Origin of the sequence: Geomonas oryzisoli (assembly GCF_018986915.1) — a bacterium.
GTDB classification, from domain to species: domain Bacteria; phylum Desulfobacterota; class Desulfuromonadia; order Geobacterales; family Geobacteraceae; genus Geomonas; species Geomonas oryzisoli.
This window is the reverse complement of sequence record NZ_CP076723.1, coordinates 2,592,368-2,609,365: the sequence shown is the minus strand read 5'-3', so window position 1 is coordinate 2,609,365 and position 16,998 is coordinate 2,592,368. Positions and strand designations below refer to the sequence as shown.

11 protein-coding genes and 2 riboswitches are annotated in these 16,998 nt (G+C 60.9%); of the genes, 8 read left to right on the top strand and 3 right to left on the bottom strand.

Features of this window, described 5'->3' with window-relative positions:
- Positions 1-92 precede the first annotated feature (92 nt).
- Entirely contained in the window at positions 93-2,165 is a 2,073-nt protein-coding gene (locus KP004_RS11395; protein ID WP_216798667.1) for an Ig-like domain-containing protein, read from the bottom strand.
- A gap of 317 nt (positions 2,166-2,482) precedes the next feature.
- On the opposite strand from KP004_RS11395, the gene KP004_RS11390 reads away from it, so the two are divergent.
- From KP004_RS11390 to KP004_RS11365, 6 genes are all read left to right on the top strand, one after another.
- A complete protein-coding gene (locus tag KP004_RS11390) occupies positions 2,483-3,580 on the top strand; it encodes a glycosyltransferase family 4 protein (RefSeq protein ID WP_216798666.1) in 1,098 nt (365 codons plus the stop codon).
- 14 nt (positions 3,581-3,594) lie between these two features.
- On the top strand, positions 3,595-4,725 hold the full coding sequence (locus KP004_RS11385; protein ID WP_216798665.1) for a glycosyltransferase family 2 protein: 1,131 nt from the start codon (positions 3,595-3,597) through the stop codon (positions 4,723-4,725).
- Entirely contained in the window at positions 4,722-5,333 is a 612-nt protein-coding gene (locus KP004_RS11380; RefSeq protein WP_216798664.1) for a YdcF family protein, read from the top strand. The genes KP004_RS11385 and KP004_RS11380 overlap by 4 nt, the downstream gene beginning before the upstream one ends.
- 127 nt (positions 5,334-5,460) lie before the next feature.
- Positions 5,461-5,537, top strand: a riboswitch (cyclic di-GMP riboswitch).
- Positions 5,538-5,611: 74 nt separating this feature from the next.
- Entirely contained in the window at positions 5,612-6,748 is a 1,137-nt protein-coding gene (locus KP004_RS11375; RefSeq protein ID WP_216798663.1) for an Ig-like domain-containing protein, read from the top strand.
- Positions 6,749-6,899: 151 nt separating this feature from the next.
- Positions 6,900-6,976, top strand: a riboswitch (cyclic di-GMP riboswitch).
- 141 nt (positions 6,977-7,117) lie between these two features.
- Entirely contained in the window at positions 7,118-8,221 is a 1,104-nt protein-coding gene (locus KP004_RS11370; protein ID WP_216798662.1) for an Ig-like domain-containing protein, read from the top strand.
- Between the two features lie 66 nt (positions 8,222-8,287).
- Positions 8,288-8,992: an Ig-like domain-containing protein gene (locus tag KP004_RS11365; protein WP_216798661.1), complete on the top strand. Its 705-nt coding sequence runs from the start codon at positions 8,288-8,290 to the stop codon at positions 8,990-8,992.
- A gap of 210 nt (positions 8,993-9,202) precedes the next feature.
- Here the strand turns inward: KP004_RS11365 and KP004_RS11360 are convergent, their stop codons facing one another.
- Positions 9,203-9,931: a Crp/Fnr family transcriptional regulator gene (locus tag KP004_RS11360; protein ID WP_216798660.1), complete on the bottom strand. Its 729-nt coding sequence runs from the start codon at positions 9,929-9,931 to the stop codon at positions 9,203-9,205.
- Between the two features lie 266 nt (positions 9,932-10,197).
- Here KP004_RS11360 and prsK point away from each other — a divergent pair, with 266 nt between their 5' ends.
- Positions 10,198-12,270, top strand: a complete 2,073-nt coding sequence (gene prsK / locus KP004_RS11355) for an XrtA/PEP-CTERM system histidine kinase PrsK (RefSeq protein ID WP_216798659.1) — start codon at positions 10,198-10,200, stop codon at positions 12,268-12,270.
- A gap of 11 nt (positions 12,271-12,281) precedes the next feature.
- On the top strand, positions 12,282-13,640 hold the full coding sequence (prsR, locus tag KP004_RS11350; RefSeq protein ID WP_216798658.1) for a PEP-CTERM-box response regulator transcription factor: 1,359 nt from the start codon (positions 12,282-12,284) through the stop codon (positions 13,638-13,640).
- A gap of 460 nt (positions 13,641-14,100) precedes the next feature.
- Here prsR and KP004_RS11345 read toward each other — a convergent pair whose 3' ends face one another.
- Entirely contained in the window at positions 14,101-16,353 is a 2,253-nt protein-coding gene (locus KP004_RS11345) for a methyl-accepting chemotaxis protein (RefSeq protein ID WP_437178152.1), read from the bottom strand.
- Between the last annotated feature and the right edge of the window lie 645 nt (positions 16,354-16,998).

Genomic DNA, 16,998 nt, shown 5'->3' with positions numbered 1-16,998 from the left:
GCTCGCCTGTCTGCCTGGATGCCCTGATACCACGATGTGAGGCGTGTAGTGCATCTCCCGGATCGGTGGGCATGAGAAGCGCCGACGCGAATTCACTTTTTCTTCACGGTCCCTGATTTGCCGGCAGTCGTCGCTGTAGTTCCGTTGCTGACGGTAACGGATGTGTTGCTTGATTGAGCGACGTTGCCGGCCGCGTCATAGGCCTTGGCTGTAAGCGTATAGCCTCCATCGGTGACCGTCGTCGTGTTCCAGCTGCTGCTGAAGGGGGCGACCGACGAGGTCGCGATAAGTTTGCCGCTCAGGTAATACTCCACTTTGCTTACGCCGACATTGTCCGTTGCGTTAACGGTTACGTTGATCGTGCCACTGACCACGGCTCCTGTTGCCGGTGAGGTTATGGCGACGGTCGGTGCGGTAGTGTCATTGGAAACCGTGACGGTAGAGTTTTGAGATTGTGCCACGTTTCCTGCGGCATCGTAGGCCTTGGCCGTCAACGTGTAGCTGCCGTTGGCGACGCTCGTGGTTGTCCAGCTGTAGCTGTAGGGTGCCGTGGCGACTGTCGCCTGCAGTACGTTGTTCCGATAGAACTCGACCTTGCTCACGCCCACGTTGTCGCTTGCACTGGCAGAGACTGTGACGGTGCCGGTCAGCGTGGCTCCGGAAAGCGGAGAGGTCAGGCTGACGCTTGGGGCGATGAGGTCGTTTGATACGTTGATGGTCAGGACTTGGGACTGGCCGAGGTTGCCGGCCGCGTCGTACGCCTTTGCCGTTACCGTATAGACCCCGTTGGGGACGGTCCTGCTGTCCCAGGCGTAGGTGTAGGGCGCCATGTTGGTGGCTGTCAGGAGGGAGTTGTTCAGATAGAACTCGACTCTGCTCACTCCGACGTTATCGGTGGCGTTGGCGGCGATGCTCACCGACCCGCTCACCGTCATGTTGTTTGCAGGAGATGTGAGGGATACCGATGGGGCACTCAGATCGTTGGCAACGTTGACTGTTACTCCCTGGGACTGGCCGATGTTTCCTGCTGCGTCGTACGCCTTGGTCGTCAGGGTGTAACTGCCGGGAGCAAGGGCGCCCGTGTTCCATGAATAGACGTACGGCGAGGTGGGGACCGTCGCGGCGAGCGCCCCGTTCACGTAAAACTCCACCTTGGTCACCCCTACGTTGTCAGTGGCATCGGCCGTGACCGATACTGTCCCCGCTACGGTCGACGAGTTGGACGGATAGGTAATGGCGGTGGTAGGCGCCTGCATCTCGGCTACGGTCAGCACGTTCGAGTAAGAACTCTCTTCCCCTGCGGCATTATAAGCGGTGATGGCGAAGCTGTAGGAATGGGACGGGTCGAGATTGGCGATGGTGGCGGAGGTGATGTTCTGGACGTCCACCGGTATCGCACCCTGAAACGGTACCGCCGTGGAGTCGGTCTCGTAATATACCTTGTAACCGACGACGGTGGCGTCCGTGGAGGGGTCCCACTGCAGGGAGACGGAGGCTGCGGAGGCCGCGCTGCTCATCCCCATGGCCATAATGGCGGCGACGACGGCGTTGACGCACATCTTCTGCAGGCGTACCGCACGGTTGACCTCGCTCCTGCGCAGATACCCCTCGGCGACCAGGACATCACCGAGCTTCTTGCCGGTCTGGCTCTGCCTGGCGAGTGCCCGTTCCAACTGGCTGCGGGTGATGTGCCCGGTGGCGATGAGCAATTCGCCCAGTCTGAGGGGCGTGCTGGTGGGGCTACCCTGGTTCTGCTGCCAGTCAAGGAGCCCCTTCAGCTGCTGTTCGCTCAGCATGCCGAGGCGCGTGAATACCTCGCCCAGGCGCTCCCCGGTTCGCTTCTGCTCGGCGATCGCCTCGTCGAGCTGCTGCATCGTGATCTTCCCGGACTGCACCAGCAGGGCGCCCAGAAGCTGCCGGTCGCCGGCAGCCAGCTTGACGGCGTCTTCGATGTGGCTTAAGTGCTGCTGAATCAGCAGCGGGGCGGCGAGGTCCTCAGGCTTGAGTACCCCCATCCTGACCAGGGCGCCTCCCAAGAGTTCGTGGGTGGTCTTTTGTTCCCTGATGGCTTGATTGAGGGCCCGCTTCGACACGAATTTACCGTCGAGCAGTATTTGGCCGAGCGCGCGTCTGGAGATGCGTTGGAATAGGTTTGGGCTCTGCATGATCAGCTCCTTTCTGCAGGAGAGGGGAGCCGTCTCTCTGCAGTGGCGTATGTCTGACATTTACGCCCTAAGAGTGCTAGATCGCCGATTTCAGGTGGTAGGGACAGCGGCTATTGGCTGCAATGGCCGGGGGATACTCTTAGTCTAAATGCAACTTGCCGGTATGGCAATGTCAATATGATTCATATTTTCTTTCGATTTGTCAAATGATTAGCTGATGTCTGTACGGCCGGCGCCTCCCGCGCCGTGTGAGCCGCGCCAGGCGTCGTGACCCGATTCGGATTGCATAATTATTATGATCATTTTATATTCCCGCAATGATTAAAGTATGCCACATCATCTCCGGAGACCTCTGGGCCGGTGCCGAGGTCATGGCCTGCCACCTGCTCAGGGAGCTAGCCAAGGATACGGATCTCGTACTCTCCGTTGTGGTGCTCAACGAGGGGCGGCTCGCCACGGAACTGAGGGAGGCGAACCTCGCCGTCACGGTTCTCGACGAGTGCCGGCACTCCGTCGTGCCCCTTCTCGGGCTGGTGCGCGGCCATCTTGAGAAATTTCGTCCCGACGTGGTGCACTCGCACCGCTACAAGGAGAACCTCCTCGCGCTCCTCGCTAGTGCCGGCAGCGGTGCGCGCCTGGTGGCCACCCAGCACGGACTCCCGGAGCCCGCGGGAAGGGGAGCCGTGCGGCGCTCCCTCAAGGTGCGCATGAACTTCTTCATCCTGCGCCACTTCTTCGGCAGGACCGTCGCCGTCTCGGACGACATCCGGGGACGCCTGGTCGGCTCGCTCGGCTTCCCCTCCGATCGGGTGGCCGTCGTGCACAACGGCATACCGGTTTCTCCTGCAGGTGGCGCGGCCCGATGCAAATCTTCCCCATCCTTCAGCATCGGCTCCTCCGGCAGACTGTTCCAGGTCAAGGACTACCCCTTCATGGTTGAGGTGGCGCATCTGGTCTGCCAGGAGCGCGACGCCTGCTTTCAGCTGGCGGGGGAGGGGCCTTGCCGCGGCGCCATAGTCGAGGCCGTCCAGCGGCATGGGCTGCAGAAGCGGTTCACGCTGACGGGACATCTCGATCAGATGGAGCCTTTCTACCGGGGGCTCGATCTCTACCTCAACACCTCGCTGCACGAGGGTCTCCCGATGACGATCCTGGAGGCCATGGCATGCGGTGTACCGGTTGTCGCCCCCGCCGTGGGGGGGATCGGTGAGATAGTTACCGACGGCGTGGACGGATACCTCATCGGCGGACGCGATCCCGCCGCCTTCGCCCGGCGTTGCATCGAACTGATCGACGACGCCGAACTCCGCTCGACCATGTCCAGGGCCGCCCACCATGCGGCTTTCACAAGATTTTCCGCGACGAAGATGGCGCAGGACTACCAACGGGTCTACCGGGATCTCCTGGCTGACTGACACCGGAGCGCACTATGGGGTTTCTCCTGTTTTTCTTTCTGTTCCTGATCTTTTACGCCTACTTCGGCTACCCGCTCTCGCTGTGCCTGCTCTCGCTGTTCCGCCGCCGCGAGGTGGCGAAGGCACCGGTCACCCCTGCCGTCACCTTCATAATCACCGCATTCAACGAGGAGAAGCGGATCAAAGAGAAGCTCGAGAATACAGTGGCGCTCCAGTATCCCGCGGATCTGCTCCAGGTCGTGGTGGCCTCGGACGGCTCGACCGACGGCACCAACGACATCGTGCGCGGGTATGCAGACCGCGGCGTGCAGCTCCTGGAGGTGCAGACCCGCGGCGGTAAGGAAAACGCCCAGAAGGAGGCGGTCGCCATCGCCGGCGGAGAGATTCTCGTTTTTTCGGATGCCGCTACCATGATCGAACCGGCCAGCCTGCACCGGATGATGGCCAACTTCGCGGACCCCTCCATCGGGTGCGTGAGCAGCGTCGACCGGGTGGTCGGACGGGACGGAAAGCCGTGCGGGGAGGGGGCCTACGTCCGCTACGAGATGTGGCTCAGGGATCTGGAGGGGAGGGTGAACTCCCTGGTCGGCCTGAGCGGCTCTTTCTTCGCCGCCAGGAAGGAGGTCTGCCGCGACTTCTCGCCGGAGATGCAGAGCGATTTCAGGACCCTCTTGAACAGCATGCGACTCGGCCTGCGCGGCGTGGGGGACCCGGAGGTGATCGGTCTGTACCAGGACGTCACCGACAGCAGCCGCGAGTTCGACCGCAAGGTGAGGACCGTGCTCAGGGGGCTCACGGTCTTTTTCAAGAACCTCGAGTTCCTGAACCCCTTTCGCTACGGTCTTTTCGCCTACCAGTTCTTCTGCCACAAGCTGCTGCGCTGGCTGGTGCCGTTCTTCCTGGCCGCGGCCCTGCTCATCAATGCTGTGCTGGCCGGCGGTTGCTATTTGTACCTGTCCCTCTTCCTGCTGCAAGCCGTCTTCTACCTTTTGGCCCTTGCCGGCTGGAAAAGCCCCTCTCTGACCCGGACCCTTGCGGTGAAGCTTCCGCTTTATTTCGCCACGGTCAATCTCGCCATTGCCGTCGCCTGGGTGCGCTACCTGCGCGGTAACCGCCTGGTGATGTGGACCCCTTCCGAGCGATGAAGCCGGCGCGCCTCAGACTCGCTGCCGCGCTTTTGTGCGGTTTCGTCGCCTTCGTGGTAATCCCTTCCTTCCCGCGGGTACGCGCCGTCCTCGCCGCCCCCCTGTTCGTCACCGAGAGCGGGGCGCGCGGCGACGCATGTTACGTGCTGGCCGGCGGGGAGACCATCTGGGAGCGCCTGAACGCCGCCGCCGACCTCGTGCACCTGGGGAGGGTGCCGTGCATCTACTTGATGGATAATCCCGCCCGTGATCAGTACAACGTGAGGGCAGGGCGGTCCTGGAGCAGGGGGCGGTGGTACGTCGATTACCTGGTCTGGCGTGGGGTGCCGGCGCAGCGGATCAGGGTGATATCCAGCGCCGATGGATTCTTCGGCACCCGCACCGAGGCCCGGAACCTTGCCTCTCATCTTGATGCCGGGGTGCGCCGGTTGGTGATTGTAAGCTCAGCACCGCACATGCGGCGGGCGCTCCTCGCCTTCCGACGCGCTCTCCCCGTTCAGGTAGCCGTCATCCCCTACGCCGCCACCGACGTAGAAAACAGCCAGGAACTGCACTATCCCCTCTGGATCGAATACGCGAAGCTCGCGGTATATTACGCGTTGTGGTGAAGAGTGGTGAGGCGGCCCGAAATTCGTCCGAAAAAAGATCGGATCCGTGTCTTGTGTTCGTTTAATGTGATTTGAATTACAGCGCTCGTGAGTTTGTTCAGCTACAAAAGGAGCAAAATCTAGAGGTACACGATAATACTAAACCATCCGCGAGGGTGGGACGGAAAGCCTATAGGGTCTCCCTGAGACAGCCGGGTCGCCGAAATACCTGCACTACAGGTCGGTACCCGGTTTTTTTGCGTCTTGCGCACGGGCTCCGCCTCTCGTGGAGGTCAGTGTTGAAAGCTCAGTGTATTCTGCAGTTCCTGCTCGCCTTTGTTCTTGTTCCTGTCGCAGCTTTCCCCTCGACCGTAAACCTTCAATGGGATCCTTCCACCGATCCCGCTCTCGCCGGGTACCGGGTCTATTATCAGGCCAACAACTCGACCCTGCCGTTTGCCGGCACCGGTGCGGCGGAGGGGGCGGCCCCGGTCGACGTTTCCACAAGCACCACCGCTTCCATAAGCGGCCTCGATCCCGGCAGCTCCTACTACTTCGCGGTTACCGCCTACGACACCAAGGGTGCGGAAAGCGTCTACTCCAATGTCGTACAGGTGAAGGAGATGGTCCCCCCGGTCGTGGCAATCACGTCCCCCTCTGCCAGTACGACCGTCAACGGCTCGGTCGCGGTCCAGGTCAGCGCCGCCGACAATGTCGGGGTGAGCAACGTGGAGCTCTACGTGAACGGGAGCCTTCAGGCCAGCGGCAACTCCGCCCCCTACACCTTCAACTGGCCCACCGCCTCGCTCGCCCCCGGCCAGTACACCCTCACCGCCAAGGCGTACGACGCGGCCGGCAACGTGGGGAGCGCCGAGGAAGTGGTCTTCGTTGCCGGCGATACGGCCGTTCCGACCGTCACCATCATGGCGCCGGGGAACAACAAGCAGGTCAGCGGCACCGTGGCCGTCACCGCCAGCGCAACCGACAACGTCGGAGTCACCGGTTTCGCCCTGTACGACAACTCCTCTCTCATCTACGCCGCCAACCAGGGAACGCTCAACTACAACTGGAACACCGCCAACGCCGGGAACGGTTCCCATACCCTGGTCGCCATAGCCTCCGATGCCGCCGGGAACGCAGGCTCCGCCAGCGTCACCGTGACCGTAGCCAACGACCTTGTCCCCCCGAGTGTCAACATCGTTTCCCCCACGTCCCCCATACTCAACAACGCCAACCTGAAGATCGCCGCTACGGCCCAGGACAACGTGGCCGTAGTCAGGATGGAGGCCTACGTCGACGGAGTGCTGCTATTGGGGACCAACTCCGGGTCAATCAGTGCTTCGGCAAAGGTCGGTGCCGGCACCCACACCGTGACCGTCTGCGCCTACGATGCGGCCGGCAACAAGGGGAGCAAGGCGGTCTCGGTATCGAGGTAGGTCTGGGGCGTTGGCTCGGGTGCGGATAAGGGCACGGGAGGGTAATCCGTGCCCTCGTTTATTGGAACAAATAAGTTGCTTTTCTTTTATAAATCAAATACTATGCGCACCCGATAGTGGGGCGCCCCCACTCATCCAAACGATTACAGGTACACGACAATACTAAACCATCCGCGAGGGTGGGACGGAAAGCCTACAGGGTCTCTCTGAGACAGCCGGGTCGCCGAAATGCCAAGTACTGGTGCTGCGGTCCCGGCTTTTCTTTTTCTCCCCCTTCACGAGAAAACGCCCAGGGCACAGGCCGATCCTTGGGAGCCAATGATGGAAGTATCCGGAAGAGCTGGGTTGTTCTCCGTTGCACCGCTGTTTTTGTTCCTGCTGTTATCCTTCCCCGGCACTTGTCTTGCCACCAGCGTCACACTGGCTTGGGACCCGAGCCCTGACACCGACCTGGCCGGCTACCGGATCTACTACCAGGCCAACAGTGCCAACCTCCCGTTCCAAGGGACCGGGGCAGTCCAAGGAAGCGCCCCGGTGGATGGCGGCAACGTCACCACGGCGAGTATCACTGGTCTCGACCCCGCCAATGCTTATTACTTTGCCGTGACAGCTTACGACTCCACCGGCCAGGAGAGCGTCTACTCCAATATTGTGCAGGTTCCCGAGACACTGCCGCCCGTTGTCAGCGTGACCTCGCCCACCGACAACACCACGGTGGGAGGAACCGTCGCCATCAGCGCCGCCGCAACAGACAACGCCGGCATCGCCAAGGTACAGTTCCTGGTCAACGGCTCTCCCGTCTACGAGGCGACCGCCGCTCCCTACACCTACATCTGGAATGCGGCCTCCCTGCCGGCCGGGAGTTACGCAATCGCGGCAAAAGCCGTCGACATCTCTGGAAACGAGGCGCTCTCCAAAGCTGTAAATGTTTCCGTGGCTGGGGACGTGATCTTGCCCACAGTTTCCCTGGCTGTGCCTCCCGCCGATGCCACGGTAGCCGGGACCATCAACATATCGGCAAACGCCAGTGACAACGTCGGTGTTGCCAAGCTCGAGCTTTCCATCGACAGTGCCGTGTTGTTGAGCAGCAACCAAAGTCCGGTTAGTTACATACTGAATACCACCAACTTTGCCAACGGCAGCCACCTCATCAGCGCCCGGGCATATGATGCAGCCGGCAACAGCGGCGTCGCTTCGGCTACCGTCGTCATAGATAACGGCACCACCCAGACCGCTTCGAGCTCAACTCCCTCGACCTCAACTCCTTCAACCTCAACCTCGGGGCCCGCTCCGCTTACGCTGGCAGACGCGCAGCTCGCCCTGCAGATCGCCTCGGGCCAGCTCACTCCCACTATCGAGCAGACTCTGCGTCTGGACCTGGCGCCCTATCTGAACGGCCAGTCACAGCCCAACGGCAAGGTCGATACCGGCGATGTCGTGGTCATCCTTGCCAAGCTGACGGGAAAGCTGTGAGGTGACTACCTGCAGTTCCCGATTCCAAGGCGGCCACCGCTTCGATCAGGAACTTAAGGAGGAGCAATGGAGATTATGAAGAGATCGCTGCTGGGCGTAGTCATGCTTATGATCACGGCGTGCGGAGGCGGGGGAGGGGGGACATCCTCCGGAAATGGAGACAGCACCGCCCCCACCGTCGCCCTCTCCGCTCCGGCAAACGGCTCGACCGTGACCGGGGTCACCGTTGTCACCGCGGATGCAAGCGACGACGTAGCTGTGGCGCGGGTTGATTTCTACTTAAACGGTGTGAAGCAAGGGAGTGACAGTACAGCTCCCTATACCTACTCCTGGGATCCGTCCACTCTTGCCAGGGGAACCTACAACTGGACGGCCAAAGCCTACGATGCCGCCAACAACGAGCGGCAATCCGCGGCTGTCACGGTCACGGTCCCGGTTTATGCCACCATGAGTACCGTCGTGAGCGGCAGCGCTGCGGTCGGCACCGTAACGTTGGCCGGGCTCCCGGTTGCAGCCCCTTACGGCCTGAACTTCGTGGTGACCATGCCTGCCGGCGCCACCCTGTCGGCGGTCAGCACCTCGGGGCCTTATGCGGGCAGCGGTCTTGCCAGCATCGCGGGGGGCAACAGTCTCATCCTTGCCAGCAGCAACATAGCGACCGGTGAGATCATGACCGTAAGCTTTGCCAACCTGCCCGTGGGCACGCAGGCGAGCGACCTCGGCGTCTCGGTGTCGGCGGTGTATGACGGTAACGGCAACCAGATCCAGTAACATCGAGCGGGGGGAGAGGCAGGGGGACAGCAGGACGAAGAAGCAGGGGGGGAAGAAACAGGGGGGCAGGAAGAGTGTGTGTGGTTCCGACCGAATCCGCGCCTCGGCTGCCGCCGCACTGGGAAGGAAAGGCTTGGAAAACCTCGGAGTCGACGATTGAGGCTGAAAACGTTGAACGTTGAACGTAGAACGTAGAACGTCTTTCAGTTTTTAATGTCTTTTGCTGCTGTTGCTGCGTGTACCGAAGAAGTTCTTGTTGAGCAGGATCGCCTTGCTGTCCAGGATGCTGATCACCTCTGACTTCTCGAGGCTGCGCAGCACACGGCTCATGGTTTCGCGGGTGACCGAGGCGTAGCTGGCCATCTGCTGGTGGGTCATCTTCACGTCGATGATCACGCCGCGGTCGTCGCGGACCCCGTACAGTTCCCCGAGCCGGTCCAGTAGCGACAGCACCCTGTCCTGTGCGTTTTCGGCATTGAAGCTCAAGATCTTGATCATCTCCCATGATTCGCGCAGACGGCTGCACAGCAGCTCGATGATCTTTCTGCGGATCTCCTCGTTGCGAATCAGGTGCTGCTCGAAATCGCTCTTGTGCAAGAGCCCGATCACCGAATCCTCGTGGGCTATGATGGTGGCCGGGGAGGTCTTGTTGTCCAGCAGCGACATCTCCCCGAAGAAGTCGTTCTTCTTGTGGATGGTGATGATCTGCTCCTTCCCCTCGTCGTTCATCTTCACGACCCGGACCTTACCCGAGTAGATCAGGTACATGTAGCTGGAGGTGTCCTCCTCGTACAGGACTATCTGTTCCTTCTCGTAGTTCTTTTTCCTGAACAGTTTCTCAACCTGATCGACCTCGTCAGGGGTCAGGGATGAGAAGAAGGGAATGCTGCTGATGATATTCGATTCGTGCCTATGTCTTTGCGATATTGGAGCAGTCATCAGAGTGCCTCCGGCTCTCATTTTACCTCAGCCATTCGAGTGTTTACCATAAACAATTAGCACTTGTCAATTTATGCCTTAGGCTGTATAGGTATAGCAGTCACTCGCCTGTCTTTTGTGCCTGTGCTGTCGGCGGTTGACAATGTTTGCAACTGCCTGGTGCCAGACGCATCGGCACCGGCTTTGACTTCATCCCTCGCAGGGCTACCGAGATCTCGGGCCTGGTGAAATTAGATGCTGCTGTTGGCTCTGCCCAAGAGGTAACGATGGCGCTTATGCTGATTTCAGTCTTGCTCCTGCTGGTATCCGCGCTGCGCATCGTGATGCTGGAGAGACGAAGCGGAGCGTTCAGCTATGTAGCCGCTCCCTTTTTGGCCGTAGCGGTCCTGGAACTGCTCGACTTCTTCGCCCTGAACGATTTGTGGCCGGAAACGGACTGGAAACGGTGCGCCCTCTTCATCGAGGCGCTGTTGCCGTCTCTTTGGCTCCTGCTGAGCGTCACCTATGCCCGGGAGATCCCGGAGCGGGGGCTTTCGTGGAAAAACCGCGTGCTGGTCGGCGCGAGTCTTCTGCTGGTGCTGGTCCCCGCGTTCGTGCCTGAGAGTTCCTTCTACTACGCGCCTGATTTCCCCGCCGAGCCGGTGCTGTTCCTGGCCAACGTCGGCTATTACTTCTACGTCGCCATCCTGGTGCTGCTGGTGGTGGCCCTGATCAACTTCGAGGCCACCCTGGCGAATGCCTCCTCGGAGGCCCTGTGGCGGGTGAAGCTCGATATCGTGGCGCTCGGCTCGATGCTGGCCGTCCTCGCTTTCTACTATTCCAACGCCCTGCTGTACCGCTCTCTCAACCTGGAGCTTGCGCCGCTGCGGTCCCTGCTTTTCACGATCGCTTCGGTGATGATGCTCTATACCCGTTCCCACTGGCGCGGCAGTGCGCGCGTCAAGATCTCGCAGGCGGTCGTGCTGAAATCGGTGGTGATGGCGATCGTCTCCGCCTACCTGATCATGCTCGGTCTGCTCGGGGAGGGAATGAAGTATTTCGGGCCGCTGTTCCCGCGGCTGCTCACCCTGTCCCTGGGGTTCATCGCCGGGATCCTGTTGCTGCTGCTGCTCCTCTCGGACCGCGCCAAGCGTGAGCTGAAGGTGCTGCTCCACAAGCACTTCTACCAGAGCAAGTACGACTACCGGGCACAGTGGTTGGGGCTGACCGAGAGGCTGTCCACCTTCGAGGATGGAGATGACCTGGTCAAAAGGGTGCTTCTGGCATACTGCGAGATCTTCGGAGTCCGGGGAGCCGCCCTGTACCAGCACCAGCAAGGGTGCGGCTGGTACTGCGTCGCCTCGACGCTGGAACTGGAACCGCTTCGGGAGACCATCAGCGACGACAACCCGATCCTCACTTCACTGCGGGAGCGGCAGTGGGTCTTTTCCAGTAGCGACCCCAACCGTGAGCTCACCCGGAGCGAGTGGGACTTCCTGGCGCGCTACGGCATCTCGTTCGTGGTGCCCCTGTTCGAAGGGGAGATCCTTTCCGGTTTTATCGTGCTCGGCGCCCAGGTCGTGCCCGACGAGCAGTACCGCTACGAAGACTTCGACCTGATGAAGACGATCGCCCGCCAGGTGTCGGTGGCCATGCAGCATCAGCGCCTCACCGAGCAGCTCACCCAGGCCAAGGCGATGGAGGCTGTGGGGAGCCTGGCCACCTTCGTGGTTCATGACCTGAAAAACCTGGCAGCGACCATCTCGCTGGTACTGGAGAACGCGCGTGAACACATCGACAACCCGGAATTCCAGCGGGACATGCTTGGCAGTCTCGGCAACACCACCAAGAAGATGCATCACCTGATCGGTCGCCTGCGCAACCTGGGCGAGAGCGAACTGTTGCAGAGGCGCCCCGTGGATCTTTTGGCCCTCACCAGGAGTTGCGCCGGGATGATGCAGGGGCGGACGATCTCGGTGCAGGGAAGCCAGCAGGTCGTATTGGGCGACCGGGAGGAGTTGCAGAAGGTTTTGCTGAACCTGTTCCTGAACGCGGTGGAGGCGTCGCCCCCCGAGGCGCCCATCGCCGTGGAAGTCGGCTGCAACGGCACCCCGTTCGTGAAGGTGACCGACCAGGGATGCGGCATGTCGCCGCGCTTTATCAGGAATGACCTGTTCGTGCCGTTTCGCAGTTCCAAGCGGACCGGTCTCGGCATCGGGTTGTACCAGTCGCGCCAGATCGTGACGGCTCACGGCGGCACGATCGACGTTTCCAGCGTCGAAGGGGAGGGGACCGTGTTCACCGTCCATCTCCCGGTCGCCGAGGAGGATGCTGCCGGCGGCGTCATCGAGGCAGCATGAAGGAGGAGTTGGTGAGAAAGCTTTTGATTGTCGACGACAATGACGATATCAGGCAGCAGCTGAAATGGGGATTGAACCAGGAATACCACGTGCTCCTGGCGGCCGATGCCCGGGAGGCGCTCTCCCTTTTCAAGAGCGAGCGTCCTGCGGTGGTGGTGCTCGATCTGGGGCTTCCCCCGTACCCGGACAGTTCGGTAGAGGGGTTCCGCTGCCTGGACGAGATGCTGGGGTTGGACCCGGTGACCAAGGTGATCATGCTGACCGGCAACAACGAGCGTGAAAATGCGTTGAAAGCGATGCGCATGGGCGCTTTCGACTTCTACGCCAAGCCCCCGGTCCTGTCCGAACTGAAGGTCATGATCGGGCGCGCCTTTCACATCGCCAACATCGAGGAACAAAACAGCGCGCTCTCCTTGCATGGAGAAGCTGAAGAACAATGGGGCATGATCGGCAAGTGTGCGGAGATGCAGGCGGTGTTCACCACAATCCGCAAGGTTGCCGCCTCGAATGCTCCCATCCTAATCGTCGGTGAGAGCGGTACCGGCAAGGAACTGGTGGCGGCCGCGATCCACGAGGCAAGCCAGCGCCGCAAAGGGCCGCTGGTGGCGATCAACTGCGGTGCCATCCCGGAGAATCTGCTGGAGAGCGAGCTTTTCGGACACGAAAAAGGTGCGTTTACCGGAGCCCATACCGCGGTGCGGGGCAAGCTTCAGTACGCCCACAAGGGGACCCTCTTTCTCGACGAGATCGGCGAGCTCCCCGTGAACCTGCAGGTGAAGCTGCTCCGCTTCTTGCAGGAAGGGACCATCCAGCGGGTCGGAGGCAGGGAGGAAATCCCCATCGATGCCCGTACCACCTGTGCCACCAACATCGACATTCAGAAGGCGATAGAGGAGGGGCGCTTCCGCGAAGACCTCTACTACCGGATCGGCGTGGTCACCATCAAGCTTCCCCCTCTGCGGGACCGTGGCGACGACGTGCTCCTGCTGGCGGAAAGCTTCCTGAAGTTCTACTGCAAGGAGAACAAGAAGAAGGTTCGGCTGTCGCCCGCCGCCATCGCCTTCCTGAAAAGGCACGATTGGCCCGGCAACGTGCGCGAGCTGCGCAACCGCATCCAGAGGGCCGTCATCATGTGCGACGGCTCCAGCATCGGTCCGCTCGATCTTGGCTGCGACGTGGAGCCTCCGCCGATGGCGGTTCCGGTCGGCGACACCCTGTCGCTGCGGGAAGCGCGCGAGCGGATGGAGCGGGAGATGATCCTGACCGCGATCGATCGACAGTCCGGCAACATACTGAAAGCCGCGGAGGAATTGGGCGTCAGTCGTCCCACGCTGTACGACCTGATGAAGAAGCTGTCCATCCACCAGTAAAGGGGTTCTCTACAGCACCAACACAAAGGGCCGGCAAATTGCCGGCCCTTTGTGCGTTTATTCAAGATGGTCTCTCTACAGCCCGGGAGGGGCGGGGGGCGGAGTCCAGGCTGCAGGGGGCCTTGGAATTCTGCTGCCGAGGGGGCTGATCTCGCAAGCCGGGCAACTGATCGTACCGCTGCCGAAACAGACACTGCAATCGGATTCCCAGATGTCGAGCACCGGGACATAGTACCGGTTGCCGGTGCCGCCGCACTCCGGACAGGTAACCATCTTTTTACCTCTGCAGTCGTTACAGATTGCCATCGCATAACTCCTTTCGTGCTGCGGCACGTGATGTCTTGTTGAGCAGGAGTTGTGCAGTATAGAATAAGATTTGCTTGTGTCAATTAAAAATAATAAATATTCATGCGGCAGCGCAGGTCGGATCACCGGCCTGCGCTGCTTCGGGTTGGTCAGTCTAGAAGCGTTCGAAGTCGTTATGGTCGAGGTCCAGCGCCACTCCGTTGTCGTTGGCGGCCTGCCTGGTGCGCGCCCTGTTCGTAGTCTTGGTAGCCGGTGCCGAATAGGTCATCGCCGCTGCATTGCGGCCGCTTTGCCGCTTCGCTCCCTCCATGGCACGGCCGGCAAGTACCTCGTTGTCCCTGACCTGGAAGAAGGAGACGGTGCTCTGCAACTGGGCGGCCTGCGAGGAGAGCTCTTCGGCGGTCGAAGACATCTCTTCGGCAACCGTCGCGTTCTTCTGGATCACCTGGTCCAGCACCTGTATCGCCTGGTTGATCTGCTGGGCGCCGCCGTCCTGCTCCTTGCTCGCGGCGCTGATCTCCTGGACCAGTTCCGCGGTTCTCTGGATGTTGGGCAGGATCTCTCCCAGAAGAGTCTCAGCCTTTTCCGCGATCTCGACACTGGAGGTGGAGAGGGTAGAGATCTCGCCCGCCGCCTTCTGGCTCCGCTCGGCAAGCTTTCGCACCTCGGCCGCGACCACCGCGAACCCCTTGCCGTGTTCCCCGGCACGCGCCGCCTCGATGGCCGCGTTTAGCGCCAGCATGTTGGTCTGCCGTGCGATCTCCTCAACGATCGAGATCTTCCCTGCGATCTCCTTCATGGCGGCGAGCGTCTCGGCGACGGCCTTGCCCCCTTCCTGTGCATCGGCCGCCGACTTCACCGCAATCTTCTCCGTCTGGATCGCGTTGTCCGCCGTCTGCCTGATGTTGGCGCTCATCTCCTCCATGGAGCAGGAAGCCTGCTCCGCCGAGGCCGCCTGCTCGGTAGCCCCCTGCGAGGTGTTCTCGGCGTTCTCGGCGAGTTCCTTGCTCCCAAGGCTTACGTTGTCCGCCGCCTGCTTCACGTCGAGTACCACGTCCGAGAGCTTCTGCACCATCGCCGCCAGATCCTTGAGCAGTTCGTCCTTCTCCGAGCGCGGGGTGACCTCGACGCTCAGGTTGCCGTCGGCGATCTCCTTGGTGATGGTGATGACGCGATCCATGGCGAGCTTCACGCTCTTCAGGCTGTCGTTGATGCGCGTGAAGTCGGAGTGGGCGTCCTTGGTATGCTGGTCCGGCTGTGCGAGGGCGAAGTCGAGATCCAGGTCCCCCTGCGAGAGGAGGTGGAGGTTGGCCGCCATGCGCTCGATCTCGGCCTTGGTGTAGTCGCGGTTCCTGATGATGGCCGTCAGGTCCTGGACCACCTCGACGTAGCCTATCTTCTCTCCCTTACGGTTCAGGAGATACGAGGTGTCCTGCTTGCACCCGGAGCCGCACCAGTCGAAGTAGCTCTCGGGCACGCCCCTGTGCAGCTGCTTGATGCCGCACCCCTCGGTGTTGCAGATGTTGGCGGCCGCGTTGCTGCAGGGAAGCCCCAGGGCGGTGCGCCGGTCCCTGATGCGTCCTTCCTTGACCAGCAGGGTCTCGAAGGGTTTGTTGAGGAAGGTCCAGTTCATGTCGTTGTCGGTGACGTGGATCGGGAAGGGGACCGCGTCGATAATGGCCTCGTACCAATCGTTCTTCTCCACCACCACGTCCAGGGTCCGATTCACCCCGTCCACGATGGCGCGGAACTCGCCCTGGTGCCTGGACGCGTCCGAGCGGGTCTGGAAGTCGCCGGCAAGTGCCGAGTTGACCAGCGTCTCGGTGTCTACGATCATGGCACCGACGGCGTCCTTCACCTTGGCGAGGCTGTCGTTGATCTTGAGGAAGTTTTCGCGGGCCACCGCGGTGTGCTGGTCCGCCTCCGCCACCGCGAGGTCGAGATCGAGGTTCCCCAGTGCGAGCCTGGTCAGGTTCCCCGCCATGCGCTCCACCTCGGCCTGGGTATAGTCGCGGTTTCGGATGATGGCCGTGAGATCGGTCACGGTTTCGACGAAACCGATCTTTTCCCCTTTGCTGTTCAACAGGAACGCTGTGTCCTGTTTGCATTCGGAACCGCACCAGGTGAAGAAGCTCTCGTTCACCCCCTTATGAAGCTGCCTAATGCCGCACCCCTCGTTATTACAGATATTGGCGGCCGCGTTGCTGCAGGCAAGTCCGACTGCGGAATCGCGGTCCTTGATGCGCCCCTCGCGCACCAGGAGTGTCTCGAACGGCTTGTTCATGAAGGTCCAGTTCATGTCGTTGTCGGTGACGTGCACCGGGAAGGGAACCGCATCGATGATGGCCCGGAACCAGTCGTTCTTCTCGACCAGGCGGTCGCGCTCCGCTTCGAATTCCCTCGTCATCGCCTCGACCGTGCGGTTGTTGGTTTCTTGGAGCCGATCACGCTCCCCTTCGAGCTCACCGGTCAGCGTCTCGACCGTCCGTGTTTTGTCCTCGACGAGTCGGGCCCGTTCCGCTTCCACTGCGCGCGCCAGGAACCAGCCCAGGGCGAGGGTAAGCGTGAACGCAACAGCGCAGGCGCCCAAAGCGGCAGACGTGGAACCTCGCACCGCGACGAGAGGACCCGCAACACCGAGTATCGCCGCGGCGATGAAAGCAACCATTACTTTTACCTTCAGTTTCATCGTTTCCATACCTTTCTTCCTTGTTTCCGGTTTAGTTTTGGCGTCACCGCGACGCGTGAATCGTGACCTAGGCCGCCACTGCGGATAGGGGGCGGCAGGTAAAAGACAGCCGACGTCCTGTGTTAGTGCATAGCGCGTGAAGTTATGCGTCCGCATCTCCGAGTTGCAGTTGCTTTCGGCGGGTGGAGTGAAGAAATGAAGGAGAAAACGGTTAGGTAGAATTAGGAATGGGGTTGAGGGAACAGCGAAGAGCCGAGTGGCCGCTTATAAGTAAGGGAATAAATTCAGAAAAAAAGTATACACAATGCAAATTGTAATACATTATTTTTGTATTAAGTACCTTCAGGCCCAGAAGGGCACAGG

Bases quoted from the DNA above. Each gene is read 5' to 3' on its own strand.
- KP004_RS11395 (WP_216798667.1), bottom strand. From the start codon at position 2,165: ATGCAGAGCCCAAACCTATTCCAACGCATCTCCAGACGCGCGCTCGGC.
- KP004_RS11390 (WP_216798666.1), top strand. From the start codon at position 2,483: ATGATTAAAGTATGCCACATCATCTCCGGAGACCTCTGGGCCGGTGCC.
- KP004_RS11385 (WP_216798665.1), top strand. From the start codon at position 3,595: ATGGGGTTTCTCCTGTTTTTCTTTCTGTTCCTGATCTTTTACGCCTAC.
- KP004_RS11380 (WP_216798664.1), top strand. From the start codon at position 4,722: ATGAAGCCGGCGCGCCTCAGACTCGCTGCCGCGCTTTTGTGCGGTTTC.
- KP004_RS11365 (WP_216798661.1), top strand. From the start codon at position 8,288: ATGGAGATTATGAAGAGATCGCTGCTGGGCGTAGTCATGCTTATGATC.
- KP004_RS11360 (WP_216798660.1), bottom strand. From the start codon at position 9,931: ATGACTGCTCCAATATCGCAAAGACATAGGCACGAATCGAATATCATC.
- prsK (WP_216798659.1), top strand. From the start codon at position 10,198: ATGGCGCTTATGCTGATTTCAGTCTTGCTCCTGCTGGTATCCGCGCTG.
- KP004_RS11345 (WP_437178152.1), bottom strand. From the start codon at position 16,353: ATGACGAGGGAATTCGAAGCGGAGCGCGACCGCCTGGTCGAGAAGAAC.